Genomic DNA, 17,982 nt, shown 5'->3' on the forward strand with positions numbered 1-17,982 from the left:
TGAAGCGAATAACGTCCGCTCGGTCCGTTAAATTAAAGCGAACCCCGGATTGAAGCAAATAAGGTCTCTGGAGTCCGTTGGAGCGATGCGCGTTTCCGTTCCAGAGCCCCCCTATTGCAGACTTGAGCCCGAATCCCTTGCACATCATTTTAAATTCTGCATATTAAATTTTACACAAATCAGTGTACAACCTGCGTTTTGCGATAACATTCCCCTGTTAAACTTCCAACGAACGAACTGTGAAATTGGGAGGGATCAGGTTGAAAAAGAGAAGTCAAACGGTAGTTTCATGGTGGATGGCCGCGTCGATCGCGGTTGGATTGGTCGGACCTGCAGGGGGAGCAGCCGCCGAGGGGATTGACGAGAAAGCGAAGGAGGCTGCCGCAGCGTCAGCGAACACTTCCACTCATGGAGCAATCCAAGCCAAGGCCGAGAGTATGGATCCGCTGCAAATCGATAAAATCGCCTCCTATTCCGTCGGAACCACGAACGAAGACGGCGGGGTCGCCGAAATCGTGAAATACAACAAGGACAACGGCAAGTTTTACCTCGTCAACGGCTCGTCCGAGCCGCCCAGCATCGATATCGTTCCGCTGAAGGCGGAAGGACAGCTGAAAAAGGAAAAAACGGTCGACATTAAGACGATGGCGGAGCAGCAGTCCGGATTCAAATTCGGCGATTTGACCAGCATCGACATCAACACGAAGACCAAGCAAATCGCCGCTGCCGTGCAGGAGGCCGATGCGAATAAAGCCGGCAAAATCCTCATTCTCGATTATGACGGCAAGCTGCTGAAGGAATATCAAACGGGCGTACAGCCGGACATGGTCAAATATACGTCGGACGGCCGCTACATCCTGACCGCCGACGAGGGCGAGCCCCGCAAGAAGGGCACCGACCCCGAAGGCAGCGTCACGATCGTGGATGCCGGTTCGGGCCGAGTGACGCACGTGAAGTTCGACGATCCTTCCGTGATCGACGACAAGGTGCATATTCGCGGGGCCGCAAACGACGAAGGACAAATTACCGGGAGCGGCTCGAAGGCCGAGGCCAAAACCGATCTGGAGCCGGAATATATCGCGCTGTCGAGCGGCGAGAAGACGGCTTACGTATCCCTGCAGGAAGCGAATGCGATTGCCGCAATCGATATCGCGGCCGGGAAGGTGACCTCCGTCAAAGGGCTGGGCTTCAAGGATCTGAGCGATCCGCGCAATGCCCTTGATCTCGTCGAGGACGGGGAAATCCGCCTCGAGAACGTGCCGTTCCTGGGCATGTACATGCCGGACGGGATCGATACCTACACGGTGGGCGGAACTACGTATGTGCTGACCGCCAATGAAGGCGATGCCACCGAATGGGACGGCCGGGTGAACGTGACGAAGCTTGAAGACCAGGCGGATTTGAATCCCGGCTCGAAAGCCGGACTCTTTTTGAAGGAGAAAGGTTCCGAGTATGCGGACGTGGAAACGGTCGGCGATATGGGACCGGATGGCGTGTATCTGTACGGTGCCCGCTCCTTCTCGATCTGGAACGCCGCCGATATGAAGCAGGTTTTTGACAGCGGCAACGACTTTGAGCGGATCACGGCCGAACGGCTGCCGGATGATTTCAACTCCAACCATAGCAAAGCGAACAAGGACAAACGGAGTCCGAAAAAAGGGCCGGAGCCCGAATACGTTACCGTGGGTCAAGTAGGCGAGAAAACATACGCATTTACAGGTTTGGAACGGGTTGGCGGAGTCATGGCTTACGATGTAACCGACCCGACGCGCCCGATTTTCGCCGGTTATGCCAATACGCGCGATTTTGCCAAAGGCATGGACACGGACACCGGACCGGAAGGGCTGGAATTCATTCCGGCCGCGGAAAGCCCGACCGGCCAGCCGCTGCTGCTCGTCGCCAATGAAGTGAGCGGCACGGTCGCCGTCCTGGAGCTTAAAGAGGCGAAGGCGCCAGCTGCCGGCGAGACCTGGAAATTGACCGTCATGCACACCAACGATACGCATGCGCACTTGGCCGACGTGGCCAGACGCGCGGCGCTGGTGAAGCAGGTTCGCGCCGAAGGCGGCGCCAGCTTGCTGCTGGATGCGGGGGACGTGTTCTCCGGGGATTTGTATTTTACCAAATGGTTTGGACTTGCGGACCTTGCCTTCATGAATAGGATGGGATACGACGCGATGACTTTCGGCAACCACGAATTTGATCAGGGCACGGGGGTGTTGGCGGACTTCGTGAAAAAAGCGCAGTTCCCGCTCGTCAGCTCCAACATCGATTTCAGCAAGGACAGCCAAATCGCGCCGTTGTTGAAATCGCCGGCCACTCTCGATGCCAGCGGTCCGAAAACGGCGGCGCGCGCGGGCGTGTACCCTTACGTCGTCCTTGACGTTGACGGACATCGGGTCGGGGTGTTCGGCTTGACGACCGAAGATACGGCCGAAACGTCGAGTCCCGGGAAAAACGTGAAGTTCAACGATGCCGCAAAATCCGCCGCCGCGACCGTTTTGGCGATGGAGAAGGAAGGGTTGGACATCCTTATCGGCCTGTCGCATCTCGGCTATGCGCGCGATCAGAAGCTTGCCGCCGAGGTCGAGGGGATCGATTTGATCGTCGGCGGGCATACCCATACGAAGCTGGATGCGCCGGAAATCGTAACGGACAACGTGCATCGCACGCCGACTGCGATCGTGCAGGCGAATGAATGGGGCAAATTCCTCGGCCGCGTCGATCTCGTGTTCGACGAGCAAGGCGTACTGCTGACGGGGGCCGGACAAACGACCGGCAGCTTGATCGCGGTCGATCCGGAGAAAGTGGCGGAGGATGCGGACGCCAAAAAAATGCTGGATCCTTACAACGCCGAGCTGGAGGAATTGAAGAAGCAGGTGGTCGGAAACGCAGGGATCGTACTGGATGGCGTACGCGAAAACGTGCGTTCCAAAGAGACGAACCTCGGCAACCTGATCGCCGACGGCATGCTGGCCAAGGCGAAGCAGTTGAAGGAAGCCGACGTGGCGCTCATGAACGGCGGCGGCATTCGCGCTCCGATCGTTGAAGGCGAAATCACGATGGGCGAGCTGAGAACGGTCATGCCGTTCGGCAACACGCTTTACGTATTGGACGTTACCGGACAACAGCTGAAAGCGGGGTTGGAGAACGGCATCGGCGGCGCCAAATCCGCTGACCTGCCGGGCAAATTCCCGCAAGTCGCCGGGATGCGGTTCAAGTGGGACCCGGCGCAGCCGGAAGGCAACCGGGTATACGACGTGCAAATCAAGCAAGGGGAATCTTACGTGCCGCTGGATTCGGCGGCGACCTATCGCCTGGCGACCAACAGCTTTGTGGCGACGGGAGGCGACGGTTATGCGTCCTTTGCCGAAGCGATCGAGCAAGGGGCTTATCATGAGGATCTGGGATATCCGGATTACGAGATTTTTATCGAGCATGTCAAGAGCTTGGGAGGAACCGTCGCTCCTGCTGTAGAACAACGCATCGTCGAGCAGTCTAAGCTTGCAGGCGAAAGCGCCGACGGCGGCGAAAATGCGCCGAAATATGCCGACCTTGAAGGACATTGGGCGGAGCAAGCGGTCGATATGCTGGGCGATAAGCTACAACCGGGCGGAGTCGAGAACAACCGTTTCGCCCCTGCTCAAGAAATGACGGGAGCGGAATTTATAGCGATGCTCGTCAAAGGACTGGGGCTTGCGCCTGATGAGGCGGCCAATCCGTTCGAAGAGATGAGCGGCGAAGATGCCGGGGCCATCGGAGCCGCGGTGAAGGCGGGGATCATCGATGCCGCCGCCCAAGAGCGGCTGGTTCCGAACGAAAGCCTGTCCCGGTCGGAGATGGCCGGGATGATCGCGAGGACTCTGCGGAACGGGGATGCCGTCACGGCCAATGGCGCCGCGGGGACGTCCGCATCGCCGAGCGGGTTCACGGATCAGGCGAAGATTCCGGACTGGGCGTCGGCCGATATCGCCTGGCTGGCCGTTCGCGGGATCGTCCAAGGCGACCCGCACGGCGCCTTCGGTCCGGCCGATACCGTGACGCGCGGCCAAGCGGCCATCGTTCTGATGCGGACCCTGCAAGCGCAGGGAATCCTAAAATAGAATAGAGCAGGGAGAGTTAAACAACAGGACGCTGCGGGCCAAGGCTTGCGGCGTCCTTTGCTTTTACTTCACGAATTGCGATACGGCGAATACCGCCGGCGAATTCCAGTAAATCGTCACTTCGTTGCCGGCATAGCTGAGCTCGTGGTCGATGAAGCATTGCGCCGGCGCCTTGCCCTGCAAATGCTCCATCATATAGTCGTCGTTCAGATTGCGGTTAGGCCCGCCGGACACGAGGCCCGGAACGGACGCCTCCACGCCGTCCCCGACGGACGGGCGATGGTGCAGGCACCGGACCGGACGGTCGCCGAAGCCGGACACATAGCTGGTATCCAGCACGTTGCGGCCCATCAGATAATGAATATGTTCCAGCGCCAGCTCCCGGTAGCGAGACTCTTCGGAAAGCCGTCCGGCGATCAGCAGAAGCATGGCGTTGTTCATAAGCACCATATTGCTTCCCCAAATGTAATCCTCCGGCCGCAGCGACGTAAGATAACCATCTTCGGCGCAGCGGCGGGCCAGCCGTTCGGCTTCCTCGAGCAGCTCTTGCCGCAGCGAGCCGTGCAGTGCTGCATCCGTTTTGGCGCTATCGCCGAACAGGTAAGCGATCGTGCCGTACCCGCCCATATCGGCCCAACCCAGCTCGCATTTGCCGAAAGGCAGGGCCGCCAGCCTGCGAAAGGCTTCGTGGTACTTCGCTTCGCCCGTTGCGCGGAACAGCTCGGCGGCGGCCCAGTAACGTTCGTCGAGGTCGCTGGCGTCGCCGTATTCGCCCGTGCCGACGTCGGCCGGGTTTTGGAAGCCGGGCCCATCCGGATGGGCGGGGGTACGCTCCAGCCATAGCCAGGCGCGCCGCGCCGAATCCAGGCAGCGGCCCGCAAAGGCTTCGTCGAACGGCCGGTAAATCCGCGCCGCCAGCGCCATGACTCCGGCCAGACAGCCGGTCGCCGCAGCGGAAACGGGCAGGAAATACAATTCCGCCAGGTCATCCTCCGGCATGACGTCCAGCGCCGGGAATCGCTTGGTCGTCAGTTTGTGGAACGCGCCGCCCGAGCGCGGGTCCTGCATTTTGAACAGCCATTCCAGCTCATAGCGGCATTCGTGCAGCACATCCGGCATCCGGCCGTCGCTTTCCGGCAGCGGCACGGATCTTGCGAACGCCCGCGGGTTCGCCTCGTAGGCCAGCAGCAGATCGGCGACCGCCTTGGCCCCCGGGCCGGTGTATTTGCCGTAATCGCCGGCATCATGCCAGCCGCCGCGGCTGTCCAGCCTTAGGGAAGGATCGTCGTATACGATGCCCTCGGCGGTATGACAGGCAGGATGCTTCCAAGGTCCGGCGAACCGCTCGTTCAACTCCATCCCGCAGCGGAAGAAATAGAACGCCTTCAGCAGTCCCTGCTGCAAATCGGCATACGGATCGTCGCCGACCGCAAACGCCGCCGAGCTTTCGCCGTTCAGGCAAATCCGGTATGTCCCCGGCGTTCCCAATTCGCTGAAATCGCCCCGGCAGACCGCAGCTCCGGCCGCTTCGTCCTGCGCGGCGGCGCTGGTCGTTCCCCGGTAGACTACGTCTCCCGTTGCCGTATCGACGATTTCAAATTCCCCGCCGGAGCCTGCTGCTACGAAGGTTTTCGCGGCTTCCGCCGGATAACCCAGCTGATTGACGGCGATGCGGCGGCGTAAAGGCATTAGGCGGGACGGTGTTTGTTCCATATCATATCCCTCTTTTCCAAATCCAAAGTAATCGCTTTCAATAATTGTCGGCTTTCGCGTTGACTTCTCTCTTATACTTGCATGTTCCCGAAAGAATAACAATACGAAAATCTAATGATCGATCGTCAAAATTTTCCGTTTCGATCGTTCGGAGAACTGTCACAAACACCGGGAGTTTCTGACAATCGGCGGCAATCCTATCGACTCTTCTATAGTAGTATGGTATCATGAGACTCTGATAACGTATTAACGAACTAAAGCATACGGCATCCGAAAGCGTTGCTGGCAAAAATGGGGGAGAGAACATCATGAAAGTAAACAAAATCGCATGGATCAGTCTGGTCTTGGGACTGCTGCTGGCCGTGTTGGCCGGCTGCTCCGGCTCCGGTTCCGGCAAGGACGATAACAAGCTGGTCATCGGGATTGACGATAAATTCGCGCCGATGGGCTTCCGCGACGAAAATAATGAAATTGTCGGCTTCGACATTGATTACGCCAAGGCGGCTGCGGAGAAAATGGGCATGGAGGTCACTTTCCAGCCGATCGACTGGTCGGCCAAGGAGTCCGAGCTGAACAGCGGGCGGATCGACCTGATTTGGAACGGGTACACCATTACCGAAGAGCGGAAGGGCAAGGTGCTCTTTACGAAGCCTTATTTGAAAAATAGCCAGGTCATCGTCACGCTGGCGGATTCGGAAATAGGCGGACTAAGCGATCTGGCCGGCAAAGCGGTGGGCCTGCAGTCGCTGTCTTCCGCGGCGGACGCTTTAAACGCGGCGCCGATCAAGGACGAAATCAAATCGGTGTCCGAATTTCCGGATAATGTTCTCGCGCTTACCGATCTGAAAACGAAACGGCTGGATGCGGTCGTGATCGACGAGGTTGTAGCGAGATACTACATGGCGAAAGAAGAAGGGACGTTCAAGCTGTTGGACGAATCGTTGGCCCCGGAAGAATACGGGATCGGCGTGAAGAAAGGCAACGAAGCGCTGCTGGACAAGCTGCAAAAGGCGCTCGGCGAATTGAACGAGGACGGAACGGCATCGAGCATCTCGCAGAAGTGGTTCGGCGAGGATAAAGTGTTGAAGTAAGAGCAAGCAAAAACCGGATGGCTTAGGAATCCGGTTTTTTGCTGGCTTAGCGGGGACTAACCCGCCAATCTAAGATATACCTGAGGAGAAGCGACAATGAGTCTGGGTTATGTATGGAGTATTTTGGGACCGATGCTGGAAGGGACGCAAACGACGATTTGGCTGTTTATGCTGGCGATCGTGACGTCGATTCCGCTTGGTTTTGCCTTTACGTTCATGGTTCGCAGCCGAATCAAGCCGGTGGCTTGGCTGGCGGGCGGCTATATTTACGTCATGCGCGGGACGCCGCTGCTGTTGCAGATGCTGTTCTTCTGCTTTGGGCTGCCCGTCATTCCGGTCATCGGCGAATATCTCGTGATGGACCGGTTCGTTGCGGCCTGCCTGGCGTTTACGCTGAATTACGCGGCCTACTTCGCCGAAATCTTCCGCGGGGGGCTGCTGGCGATCGATAAAGGGCAATACGAAGCGGCCAAGGTGCTGGGCCTCAGCCGGTGGCAAACGACGACGCGGATCGTGCTGCCGCAGATGCTGCGGATCGCGTTGCCCGCCGTTTCGAACGAATCGATTACGCTGGTTAAGGATACGGCACTGCTGTATGCCGTTGCCGTTCCGGAGCTACTGCATTTCGCCCAAACCGCGGTGAACCGGGATTTTACGATCATGCCGTTCGTGGTGGCCGGAATCATTTATTTGCTGATGACGCTGGTGCTGACGCTGCTGTTCAAGGCGCTGGAGCGAAAGTTCAAATTCGAGTAGGGGTAGAGGGCTGGATGAAATGAATAAAGAAATCGTGGAAGTGACGCATCTGAAGAAATCGTTCGGCGACCTGGAGGTACTGAAAAACGTCTCCTTCACCGTAAATACCAGCGAGGTCGTGGCCGTCATCGGTCCGTCCGGTTCCGGCAAAAGCACGATGCTGCGCAGCCTGGCCCATCTGGAAGAGGTGGACGGGGGCAGCATCCGGATCGGAAGCGAATATCTGGTCCGGGACGGGATTTATGCCGGCGGTGCCAAAATCCGCGGGATCACCGCCCGAATGGGCATGGTGTTCCAGCACTTCAACCTGTTTCCGCATCTTACAGTGCGCAGGAACCTGGAATTGGCCCCCAAGCTGGTCAAAGGGCTTCCGGCGGCGGACATCCGCGCCAAAGCGTCCGAGCTGCTGGAGAAGGTCGGGCTGTCGGATAAAGCCGACGTTTACCCGTCCAACCTGTCCGGCGGGCAAAAACAGCGGGTCGCCATCGCCCGGGCGCTGATGATGAGCCCCGAATTGCTGCTGTTCGACGAGCCGACCTCGGCGCTCGACCCCGAGCTGACGGGGGAGGTGCTGCAGGTCATGAAGCAGCTGGCCGAAGAGCGGATGACGATGATCGTCGTCACGCATGAGATGGGGTTTGCGCGGGAGGTGGCCGACCGCGTGATGTTTATGGCGGACGGCGAGTTTATCGAGTCGGGCCGGCCGGAGCAGCTGCTCGGCAACCCGCAGCATGAGCGGACGCGGGCTTTTTTGCAGCGGGTGCTGTAGCCAATATGAAACGGCGGCAAGCCGAGAGTCCCATCGGGAATCCCGGCGATGCCGCCGTTTCGTTTATTTTGCCGTATACACGCCTTCCTCGTAAACCAACGTGTAGATCATGCCTGCGTCGGTTAACACGGCCTGTTCGATGTCATCCTTCACCAGGCGCCGATGGCTTCCGTCCGTTTCGATTTTGTAAATCCCGGGCTCATAGCCGCGGGAGACGTAATAGATGCCGGTAGCGCCTGCCTCGAAGAGCAGATCGCCGGACTTTCCGGCGGGCAAGCGTCCGAGGTTCGTTTCCCGGCCTTTGGCCGGATCGTATTGATAGAGCGAAGCAGCTCCGCCGTCTTCCGCCGCATAGTAGAACAAGCCCTTAAAGTGAACGATCCGGGAGATTTTGCGCTGCGCCGCGGTTTCGGGGCTGCTTCCGTCCAAGCCGGCCCGCATCAAGTTTCCCGTTTGCGGATCGAGATAATAAATTTGTTGATTCGCCAGCCAGAACCGGGTGGCGTCAGCGATTAACTTCACGTGCTTCCGCCCGGTTAGGCTGATCTTGTACACGGCCCCATTATCGTTCGGATTATTGTCTTCGAAGCCCGTCGCATACAGAGAGCCGTCCTTCAGGTAGAGCGTTGGATCGGAAGTATAACCAACTCCGCCCTGGCCATCCATGGACCGGACGATGCCGTAGGCAAAACCGGGTTCCCCGAGCGGCGTCTCCGTACCCGTGCTTGAATCGACGCGGAACAGGTTATTTGCCGGGCCGCTCATGAACTGGAAGTCGGTGTAATAAAGCTGCTCCTTGTCTTTGGCCAGGCCAACGACGCTTTTGGCGGATAATGCCTTTTGCAGCGCGTCATTCTTGACCCGGTACAGGGTATCGCCCCCCATCGTGTTGTCTCCGGTATGAAGATTGACGTACAGCTCGCCGTCGATGTTCCGCACGTCCGCAAGCCAGCCGTCCTCCGGGCGCCACTGCCCGAGCGGGGAAATCTTCCGCGCTTGCTGTTTCGTCAAGCTGTAAGCATAAAGAGCGGATTGACCGTTCACCGTCGAGACGTAATAAAGATCCTCCCCGATGACCTTGGACGAATGGAATACGGGAGTACCCGGGACTTGGATCCGGCTTTCTTTTTTTCCTGCGGTTTTTCGGTATAACTGTTCCGAAGATCCGTTGTCGCTATAGACGGTTATTACGTAATACGCGTCATTTCCGTACTGAGTTAACGGAGTAGCCGTTTTCTCGTAATCCACCCGCTTGCGGCGATCGGTCAGTTGCGATTTGACGGCATCCTTTACCGCCAGCGTTCGCGGATGCTTCAGGTCGATCGCCCCGTCGCCGATGAGGATCAAGCCGTCCAGCCAGTCGATATTTTTGCCGAGCGCCACGGCCGCATCCCTTAAGGGGAGCATGACGCGCCCGCCTACTTTTTGCGGGGGAACCTCGAGTTGGACGGATTTGCCATTGACCAGCATCGTTTTGCTGTCGACTTTAAACTTGACTGACTTTTTCAGCGGGACGTTTTGGATAAGCACGTCGTTGGGAGTTTTCGCGTTCCAGACGACGTCCCAATAGCCTTGATTCTTGTCGGCCGTATGCTCGGCCAAATACCCCATCAACCGGATCGGTACCAGAACGCGCCCGTTTCTCTGTACGATTTCGTAATCTCCGCCGAGGTCGGCCTTTTGTCCCTGGAGGTAAGCTTTGCTCTGATAATCGTAAGGAATGATCGCCAATTGGCTGAATGCCTCTTCCAGGGACTTGCCGTTTGCCCCCGCGCTGCCGGCTTCCGCTTTGGCGTAAGCCGCGGTTGTTCCCAGCCAGAAACATGCCGCCAGCAGCAGCGGGATGATTTTGTTTCTCATGGAAAAATCCCCTTTCGATACCATGCCGCGATGGTTCTACAATGAGAAAGACGCTTCCGGCTTCGAAAAGTTGCTGCCCGGAAGGAATCCGCGATCTGGTCGGTGAAGGAACCGCAAGGCAACTGGCGGGGCAAAGGCGGGAAACAGGTCGGGCTTTTTTGCGCGCGGTGTTGTAGAATCAAGGATATTGACACCTTTTTTTACCGGCAGGATGGAGGGTTTATCAAATGATGGAAGGTTATGCTTCCGCAACCGTCGTTTCGACGGCTTGCAACTATATCATGGAGCGAGAGGACAAGTTCACGCATACCTATCGGACGTATTTGAAAGTACGGGAACACGGTCCGTTGGAGCTCCGGCTTTGGCATAGCAATGGGGTCGATTCCACCTGGGATACCGGTACGGTCGCTCAGGCCGGGCAGCTTGGCGGGGCGTGGAAGATCGAGGCCGCTTATGTGGCGGACGGCGGTACGGCTGCGGATGGTTCGGTCGTGTTCGGCTCGCAGGTCCATGTTACGTTTAACGGCAGCGAAACGAAACCGGTCGCGCCGGGGGAGACGTTTTGGAGCGATCCGGTTTCCCTCGACCTCCCGGAAGGGCATGATATAGCTTTCACTTGGACGATTTCGACAGACTCAGGCGGTAAAACGGTACCCTACAACACCGAACAAATGCTGGTCACGGCGTATGATGCATCGGGGAATCAGGCTTGGTCGGAGACGAACAAGGGCTTTGCTCCCTCGGAGAACCTGCTGGTGCTGCCGGCATTTATCGGCTATGCCAAGCCGGTTCGGCAGCGACTGCTGTTCCTCGGCGATTCGATTACTCAAGGCGTGAGAACGCGCAAGGACGGTTACGAATACTGGGTGGCGCGGATCGCCGAAGGGCTGGGGACCGATTACGGCGTGTGGAACCTCGGGTCCGGCTGGGCGAGAACCTATGACGCCTCGGCGGATGCCTCCTGGTTGAACAAGGTGAAACTTGGTCAGGTTCCCGGCAAGGGGACCCAGGTTGTATTGGCGCTGGGCGTAAACGATATCGACATCGGCGCACGAAGCGCGGAGCAACTGACGGCCGATCTTGAAACGGTCATTTCGCTGTTGCGGCAGAACGACCGCTCCGCCGAAATCATCCTGTTTACGGTGCCGCCGTTTAACTTCAGCGGCGAGCGGGAGCACGTATGGCGCCGGGTCAACGACGCGATCCGCTCCGGGGCCTTGCCGGGCGTCGACCGCGTGTTCGACATGGCGGCTTTGCTCTCGCAGCCGCAGCCTGACGAGCACCGGCTGCGTCCGGAATATATGAGCCCCGGCGACGATCCCCATCCGAACGGGGCGGCCGGGAGAACGGTGGCCGATGCCTTCCTGGCCTGGTATCCGGGGAGGGGTTCATAGCTGCCGTAAGCCCGTCTTTTCATCCCCGCCTATCTCTTGTATGATGAACATGTACCGGGGAGGCGCTCAGCCTCTCCTCCCCAGGATCGGCATGAATATGATCCCTAAGGCGGCTCGTCTGCCGCCAGGGTTACAGGAGATATGTATCTATGGCACAATCTGTACCCGTTCACCTAACAGTTTCATCCGAGGCTCGTTTGAACGTCGGGATATTCGCTCATGTCGACGCCGGCAAAACGACGACCACAGAGCACATTTTATTCGAAAGCGGCCGCATTCGCACGCTGGGAAGCGTCGATGCCGGGACGGCGCTGACCGATTCGCTGGAGGTCGAGCGTCAGCGAGGCATTTCCGTACGCTCGGCTATGACTTCGTTCGCTTGGAAAGGAGTCCAGGTGAACCTGGTCGATACCCCCGGACACGTCGACTTCCTGTCCGAAGTGGAGCGCTCACTGCGCGTGATGGACTGCGCGGTGCTGGTGGTCTCGGCCGTGGAGGGCGTGCAGGCGCAGACGGAGATGATTTGGAACGCGCTGGCCAAGCTGCGCGTTCCAACGCTGCTGTTCGTCAACAAAATGGACCGCGTCGGGGCCGACCCTGACGCGGTTCTGGTACAGGCGCGCAGCTATTTGTCCGCCGATATCGTTCCGGTCCAGCACCCTTTGGGGAAGGAGCAGGAATTTCTTGGCGCGGCCGATCTGTGGCAGCCTGAACCGATGGAGGGAGACGCCAAGACCGGTGAAAGCCCTGAGGCCGAGGCGATCCAAGCGGCTCGGGGCCAACTGCTCGAAGCTTTGGCCGAGCGCGATGAACCGCTGCTGGAGGAGTACTTGAGCGGAGAGGCGATCGCGCCGGAACGTTGGGAGAGCTGCGCCGCGGAGCTGGCCCGTTCCGCCCGGCTGTATCCGCTGCTCTACGGCTCCGCCGCGAAGGGCATCGGCATCGCTGCGCTGCTCGACGCGATGCTCCGCTACTTTCCTCATGCCGGCGGCGATGCCGATGCGCCGTTGTCCGGGGTCGTCTTCAAGATCGAACGCGACAAGGCGATGGGGCGGATGGCGTATGTCCGTCTGTATCAAGGAAGCATCCGTAACCGCGATACTGTGTTCAATCACACACAGAACATTAACGAAAAGGTTACGCAAATCCGTAAAATCGACGGAACGCGCTCCGAGGATATCGGGCTGCTGCGCGCCGGCGATATCGCCGCCGTTTGCGGGATGTCGCATGCGCGCATCGGCGATGTATTGGGGCGGCCGGAGGCGGTCCCGGCGGAGGCCAAGCTGGCGGTGCCGCTGCTCACCGTGCGGGCCCGCCCCGCGGACGAAGCGGATTACCAGGCCATGGTCCATGCCCTGCAGGAGCTGTCCGACGAGGATCCGCTGCTGGAAGTGCAGTGGCTGCAGGAGGAGCGCGAGCTGCACGTGAAGGTGATGGGCCCGATTCAGCTGGAGATCCTCGGCAGCGTGCTGGAGTCGCGGTATAGGCTGCAGGTGACCTTCGGCCAGCCGTCGGTCATTTATAAAGAGACGCCCAAGCAAGCGGGCGAAGGTTTCATTGCTTATACGATGCCAAAGCCCTGCTGGGCGATTCTGCGCTTCCGTATCGAGCCGGGGCCGCGCGGCAGCGGGCTCGTTTACGAGGCGTACGTCCGAGACGAAGACCTGCTGCCGCAGTATCGGAACGAGGTGGAGCGCCGCATTCCGGAGGCGCTGCAGCAAGGGCTGTACGGCTGGGAGGTTACCGATTTGCAGGTGACGTTAACCTACGGCCAGCATCATGTTTGGCATACCCATCCGCTCGACTTCGCCGTGGCCACGCCGATGGGCATTATGGACGGGCTGGCGAACGTCGGAACCTCTCTATTGGAGCCGATGCTGGCGGTGCGCATCGTCGTGCCCGAGGAAAACGCCGGCCGGGTGATGAACGATCTCGTGCAGATGCGCGGCAGCTTCGAGCCGCCGGTGCTGCAGGGGGAGCGAGTGATCATCGAGGGCAGAGTGCCGGTGGCGACCTCGTTAAACTACCCGGTTGAGCTAAGCTCGTACACCAAGGGGCGCAGCACCATCGCTACCTCCTTTGCCGGCTACGAGTCTTGCCCGCCGGACGTGAAAGCCGAACGCACCCGCCGGGGCGTAAATCCGCTGGACCAGGCGAAGTACATCTTGAGCGTACGAAAGGCTTTGCAGGGGTAGCGACGGAGGAAGGCCCCGCCAGTCCGTTAGTCAAAATGGTTGCCGAAATGCTTCATCGCAAAAGAACAGTGAATGCGCACCGGCATCGTGCGGAACATGTCGTGCCACGCTGTTCTTTTCCATTCCGCATAACTCATTTGGTTGCGCACGTATTGGCCCAGACCGATGCTGTCGACTCGGTTCTTCTGCATGATCTTCACGATGCGATCCGCTTCCGTCACGATCCGCTCGCTGATCATTTTCTCGACTTTCCTTCGATCCGCAGTGCTCAGCTTCAGTCCGCCCAGATATTCCTCGACGCCCCCTTCCACCTTTAAATAAATATCCGCTTCGTATAGTCCTTCCTTATTTTTTGTCACTTTGATTTTGCGTTTGTTTCTTACTGCCCGAAAAGCGATGGATCTCATATCGGGATTGTCGGATGTAATGGTAAATTCGCCCTGCGTCAAGTTTTGATACATCAGCGAAAAAAAGAATACATCGCTCCAGGGGAGCTTCGTAATCATGCGATCGTTCCGGAACAAGGCGATCCCGCTGATCGAAAGATCCTTCTCTTGCTCATGAATCATCGTTGCGATCGGATCTTGTCCATCATCGTAATAATCGCGGAAGAACTGATGAAGCTTGGTGCGGGGATAACTTTGCTTCGCGAACTCTTTTTGCAGCAGCTTGTTCAAATAGTTGGCTGTTTTCGTATGCCGGGGGTACTCCTGGCTGATGACCTCCCCGGCATCGCCTTCAACGATGACGATGGTCACCCGCGGAGAGATGCTTGGGTCGCGATAGAACGTGTCCATATACCTCCACAAGCCTTTGCGGGCCAGATCCTCGCCGAACATGAGCGTGCGTATTTGCCCGCTGGCCAAGATGCGGCTGGTTCGCAGCGACAGTTCTTTTTTGGCATCCTTAGGGCTGTCGGACACGGTTGACAGCAGCTCGTCGGTGGTCTTCCCGTTTTTGGCGTATTGGGAGACCAGCGGAACGCTGATCGTTACCCTTAATCGGTCGCCGGGCGCCGTATCCATGGCTTCCATTTCGATGTAACCGATTTTCTCGAGCTCCCGCTGATCCTGACTGCAGCCGGCGATGAATAGACCGAAGCAGACGCAGGCAAGCCAGGTCCGTTTAGGCATGTTTTTTACTCCTCCTTTGGAAAAGCAGCAGGATAATCAACAGCAGCGGAAAGGCGACGGAGAAGCCCAGTTGGAAGATCGAAAACAGGCGGAACCAGCCTTCGACCTTGATCAGCGTTTCTGGAATCGAAGCAGTGAAGATGGTGATTACCATGGTGCAGAAGACAAGCAGCTTCCAGGGAATCCGGCGGAAAATCCGGGAAAGCACGGACTGGCTCGCCCAATAGTACATCGCGGCGGTGTGGAGAATCGAAAACAAAAACACGCTGTACAAAAAGTTTTGCAGCCGCTCCACGAACGGAAAGCGTATGTAGGAGAACATATCAAGCAGTGGAAAAGCCAGATGGCTAAGTTCCTGAACGTTAAAAAAGCCAAAGCCTAGGATGGTGGCCAGTAAATAAATTGCCATCGTAATGCCGTTTCCGAGATGAATGTATTTTAGCCATTTTTTGCCCGGCTCCGCATACGGAAACAGGAACAGGGTCAGCTCATATCCCATATACGCTCCATACACCCGCAAGAAGCCTTCCTTCATGTCCGTCCCGCCCTCAAACATGAACGACGTGAGGCGGACCAGATCAAACTCCTGGGTAAAGTAGATCGCAAGCGGGAGCAGCGACAGCAGGAAAAACGAAAACAGGACGTTGGCTTTGGACATCGTATAGATTCCTTTGGCGACGTATAAAAAGACAAGCAAATCCACGAAAAACTTCAGCAGCATGTCCGACGTCGACGGGAAAATAAGCAGCTGATAAATCAAGACATACTGCTTGACGACCAGGCAGCCGATCATACTGAATATGCCCCAAAGGAGAAGATACAACGGATACAGGATTAACCGGGGCAGCGAGGATTGGAGAATGTCGAACACCGACCGTCCGCCTCCCAATCGGTGTACCGCCGAGATCAGCATGATATTGAGAGTGACGAACAGAAAGACCGGAAACAAAGCAAGCCACCCGTTGGTCCCGAAATAATGGGCAGTCAGCCGAGGCAGGGTGAACACGATGACTCCGCTTTGGGTGTTAAACACCATGAGCGCGATATGGAAACGATGCAGTTTCTCCTGTTCCAAGCCAGTCACCTATTTCTTCATTTTGTTGGTTTGCGGGTTTGGGGTCCGGGATTGCGTCGGGCGTTTGCTCATCATCCAGAAAGGACCGCGAATAAATGTATCCTTCCAGTCGGTCGGTTTAACGGGAGCTGCGGGCAGGGTATACGGTGCCCCCAAGCTGGTCAGCTTGGACAGGTGAATGATGACCAGGGCAATCCCGAACATAAATCCGAAGTTTCCGAGCATCCCAGATAAAATAATCAGCCCGAACCGGATAATCCGAATTGAGCCGCTCATCGTGTAGCTGGGAATGACGAACGAGGCGATGGCCGACATCGCCACGGCAATGATCAAAATATTGCTGGTAAACCCGGCTTCCACCGCCGCCGTTCCGATCACGATACCGCCGACGATCCCGATCGTTTGCCCGATTTTGGTCGGGAGTCTGGCCCCCGCCTCACGCAACAGCTCCAGCGTAGTTTCCATGAGTAAGGCCTCCAGGATCGGCGGGAAGGGGACGCGGCTGCGCGATTCGGTTAACGAAGCAAGCAGATTTTGCGGGATCATTTCATAATGGTACGTTGTAACGGCAACATACATCGATGTCAGGCTAAGCGTAAGCACAAAGGCGATATACCGCATGATCCGCAGAAACGTCCCTACGGCCCAGCGGCTGTAATAATCGTCCGGCGAGGTGAAAAATTCGAATACCGACGTGGGTCCGATGATCGCGGAAGGACTTTGGTCCATAATGGCGACGACCCGGCCTTCGTTCAATTTGGACATGGCCACGTCGGGACGTTCCGAGGTCAGGAACAGCGGGAAAATCGTCGACGGATAATCCTCGATCATTTGTTCGAACATGCTTCCGTCGAAAACCCCGCTATATTCAATGGCTCGTATTCGCTCCGACATCCGGTTCACGAAGTTCATATTGGCAATTCCGTCGATGTACAGCACGCAAACCTTCGTTTTGAATACTTCTCCGACCTCGAACTGTTTGATTTTCAACCTATTGCTCTTGACTCTGCGGCGAATGATTGAGATATTGGTATCCAGCGATTCATTAAAAGCGTCATGGGGGCCGATGATTGCCGATTCCGTTTGCGACTGCTCAATGGCCCGCTTTTCCGGTCCGTACACGGGAATCAGATAAACGCCTTGCGGTACGAAGAGGGCGGCATCTCCATCCAAAATGCCGCGGACGACCGCTTTCGGATCGCGCTCCCGTTTGAATTGGGACTGATTCAAGAGCGAGCCCAACTCTTCCAGCCGGATATTTTCCAGCGGGGTCACTACGTCACGGTCGAACTTTTGTTTATCGATCAGGTGGTCGAAATACAGAAGATCGGCCTGGAGAACCGGGTAAGTCCGATGCGTCAGATCCGAGCAGTCCCGGAATTCTCCCAGCACGTTATTCAGCGTCAGCGGGCCGGAAGCTTGGGGATCATTGACGTCAGGCTGCGGGGGCTTCTGTTTGGCGAGCGTTAAGAGGGATTTAAAAAGATGGAATAACACGCGAAAATTCCTCCTGCCGAGGTAGTTTCTTCTATTGTGCGTAATTATGGGCGAACTATGCAGACGGAGGGAAGGGGCACTCCTGCGGGAGTGCAGGACAAAAAGCCGCTGAGGGGGTCAGCGGCTTAATACGGATGTTGCAAACGGACTTGTTAGCGGTATTTTATGGCCTTATTTCAGTTATATTGCCACTTTTCGCAGTAATAGCGGTATTTATTGGCTCTATTTCTACGGAGAACCTGTAAAACCGCTTGTTTCTACATAGGCGTTGCATTAAACCCAACAAGATACCCGATGTGCATAAAGGCAGGCCAAGGCGTGGCGGTCAATAGGGTTCGAGTCTTGTTGTCTCTGCATGCTGCTTTGCACGATTATCCCTTTCGTTAAGGGAGTAAA

Annotated in this window: 11 protein-coding genes; 6 read left to right on the top strand and 5 right to left on the bottom strand. The window is 57.3% G+C overall.

Going from position 1 to position 17,982, the window contains the following annotated elements; all coding sequences use genetic code 11:
• Nucleotides 1-260: 260 nt before the first annotated feature.
• Nucleotides 261-4,103 (top strand): choice-of-anchor I family protein, encoded by a 3,843-nt coding sequence (locus ACQ4N8_RS24885; RefSeq protein WP_430707044.1) that lies wholly within the window; start codon nt 261-263, stop codon nt 4,101-4,103.
• Between the two features lie 63 nt (nt 4,104-4,166).
• On the opposite strand, the gene ACQ4N8_RS24890 is transcribed toward ACQ4N8_RS24885, so the two are convergent.
• The gene (locus tag ACQ4N8_RS24890) at nt 4,167-5,816 is read right to left on the bottom strand and encodes a glycoside hydrolase family 9 protein (protein WP_430707045.1); all 1,650 of its coding nucleotides are present in this window, start codon (nt 5,814-5,816) and stop codon (nt 4,167-4,169) included.
• 308 nt (nt 5,817-6,124) lie between these two features.
• On the opposite strand from ACQ4N8_RS24890, the gene ACQ4N8_RS24895 reads away from it, so the two are divergent.
• The 3 genes from ACQ4N8_RS24895 to ACQ4N8_RS24905 all read left to right on the top strand — a co-directional run bounded on the left by ACQ4N8_RS24895 (nt 6,125) and on the right by ACQ4N8_RS24905 (nt 8,432).
• Nucleotides 6,125-6,907: an amino acid ABC transporter substrate-binding protein gene (locus ACQ4N8_RS24895; protein WP_430707046.1), complete on the top strand. Its 783-nt coding sequence runs from the start codon at nt 6,125-6,127 to the stop codon at nt 6,905-6,907.
• Between the two features lie 96 nt (nt 6,908-7,003).
• Nucleotides 7,004-7,663: an amino acid ABC transporter permease gene (locus ACQ4N8_RS24900; RefSeq protein ID WP_430707047.1), complete on the top strand. Its 660-nt coding sequence runs from the start codon at nt 7,004-7,006 to the stop codon at nt 7,661-7,663.
• A gap of 19 nt (nt 7,664-7,682) precedes the next feature.
• Entirely contained in the window at nt 7,683-8,432 is a 750-nt protein-coding gene (locus ACQ4N8_RS24905) for an amino acid ABC transporter ATP-binding protein (RefSeq protein WP_430707048.1), read from the top strand.
• Nucleotides 8,433-8,495: 63 nt separating this feature from the next.
• Here the strand turns inward: ACQ4N8_RS24905 and ACQ4N8_RS24910 are convergent, their stop codons facing one another.
• Nucleotides 8,496-10,292, bottom strand: a complete 1,797-nt coding sequence (locus ACQ4N8_RS24910; RefSeq protein WP_430707049.1) for a stalk domain-containing protein — start codon at nt 10,290-10,292, stop codon at nt 8,496-8,498.
• Nucleotides 10,293-10,519: 227 nt separating this feature from the next.
• Here ACQ4N8_RS24910 and ACQ4N8_RS24915 point away from each other — a divergent pair, with 227 nt between their 5' ends.
• A complete protein-coding gene (locus ACQ4N8_RS24915) occupies nt 10,520-11,686 on the top strand; it encodes an SGNH/GDSL hydrolase family protein (RefSeq protein ID WP_430707050.1) in 1,167 nt (388 codons plus the stop codon).
• A 149-nt stretch (nt 11,687-11,835) separates the two neighbouring features.
• Nucleotides 11,836-13,881 carry a GTP-binding protein gene (locus ACQ4N8_RS24920; RefSeq protein WP_430707051.1) on the top strand — a complete coding sequence of 682 codons (2,046 nt, stop codon included), beginning with the start codon at nt 11,836-11,838 and terminating at the stop codon, nt 13,879-13,881.
• A gap of 26 nt (nt 13,882-13,907) precedes the next feature.
• Here the strand turns inward: ACQ4N8_RS24920 and ACQ4N8_RS24925 are convergent, their stop codons facing one another.
• From ACQ4N8_RS24925 to ACQ4N8_RS24935, 3 genes are read right to left on the bottom strand one after another with little or no spacing between them, the layout of a single operon-like run.
• Nucleotides 13,908-15,014, bottom strand: coding sequence for a Ger(x)C family spore germination protein (locus ACQ4N8_RS24925; RefSeq protein ID WP_430707052.1), 1,107 nt, complete (start codon nt 15,012-15,014; stop codon nt 13,908-13,910).
• Nucleotides 15,007-16,089, bottom strand: coding sequence for a GerAB/ArcD/ProY family transporter (locus ACQ4N8_RS24930; protein WP_430707053.1), 1,083 nt, complete (start codon nt 16,087-16,089; stop codon nt 15,007-15,009). The genes ACQ4N8_RS24925 and ACQ4N8_RS24930 overlap by 8 nt, the downstream gene beginning before the upstream one ends.
• 9 nt (nt 16,090-16,098) lie before the next feature.
• Entirely contained in the window at nt 16,099-17,586 is a 1,488-nt protein-coding gene (locus ACQ4N8_RS24935; protein ID WP_430707054.1) for a spore germination protein, read from the bottom strand.
• Nucleotides 17,587-17,982 lie beyond the last annotated feature (396 nt).

The organism is Paenibacillus macerans (genome assembly GCF_050565405.1).
In the GTDB taxonomy this organism is placed as follows: domain Bacteria; phylum Bacillota; class Bacilli; order Paenibacillales; family Paenibacillaceae; genus Fontibacillus; species Fontibacillus macerans_B.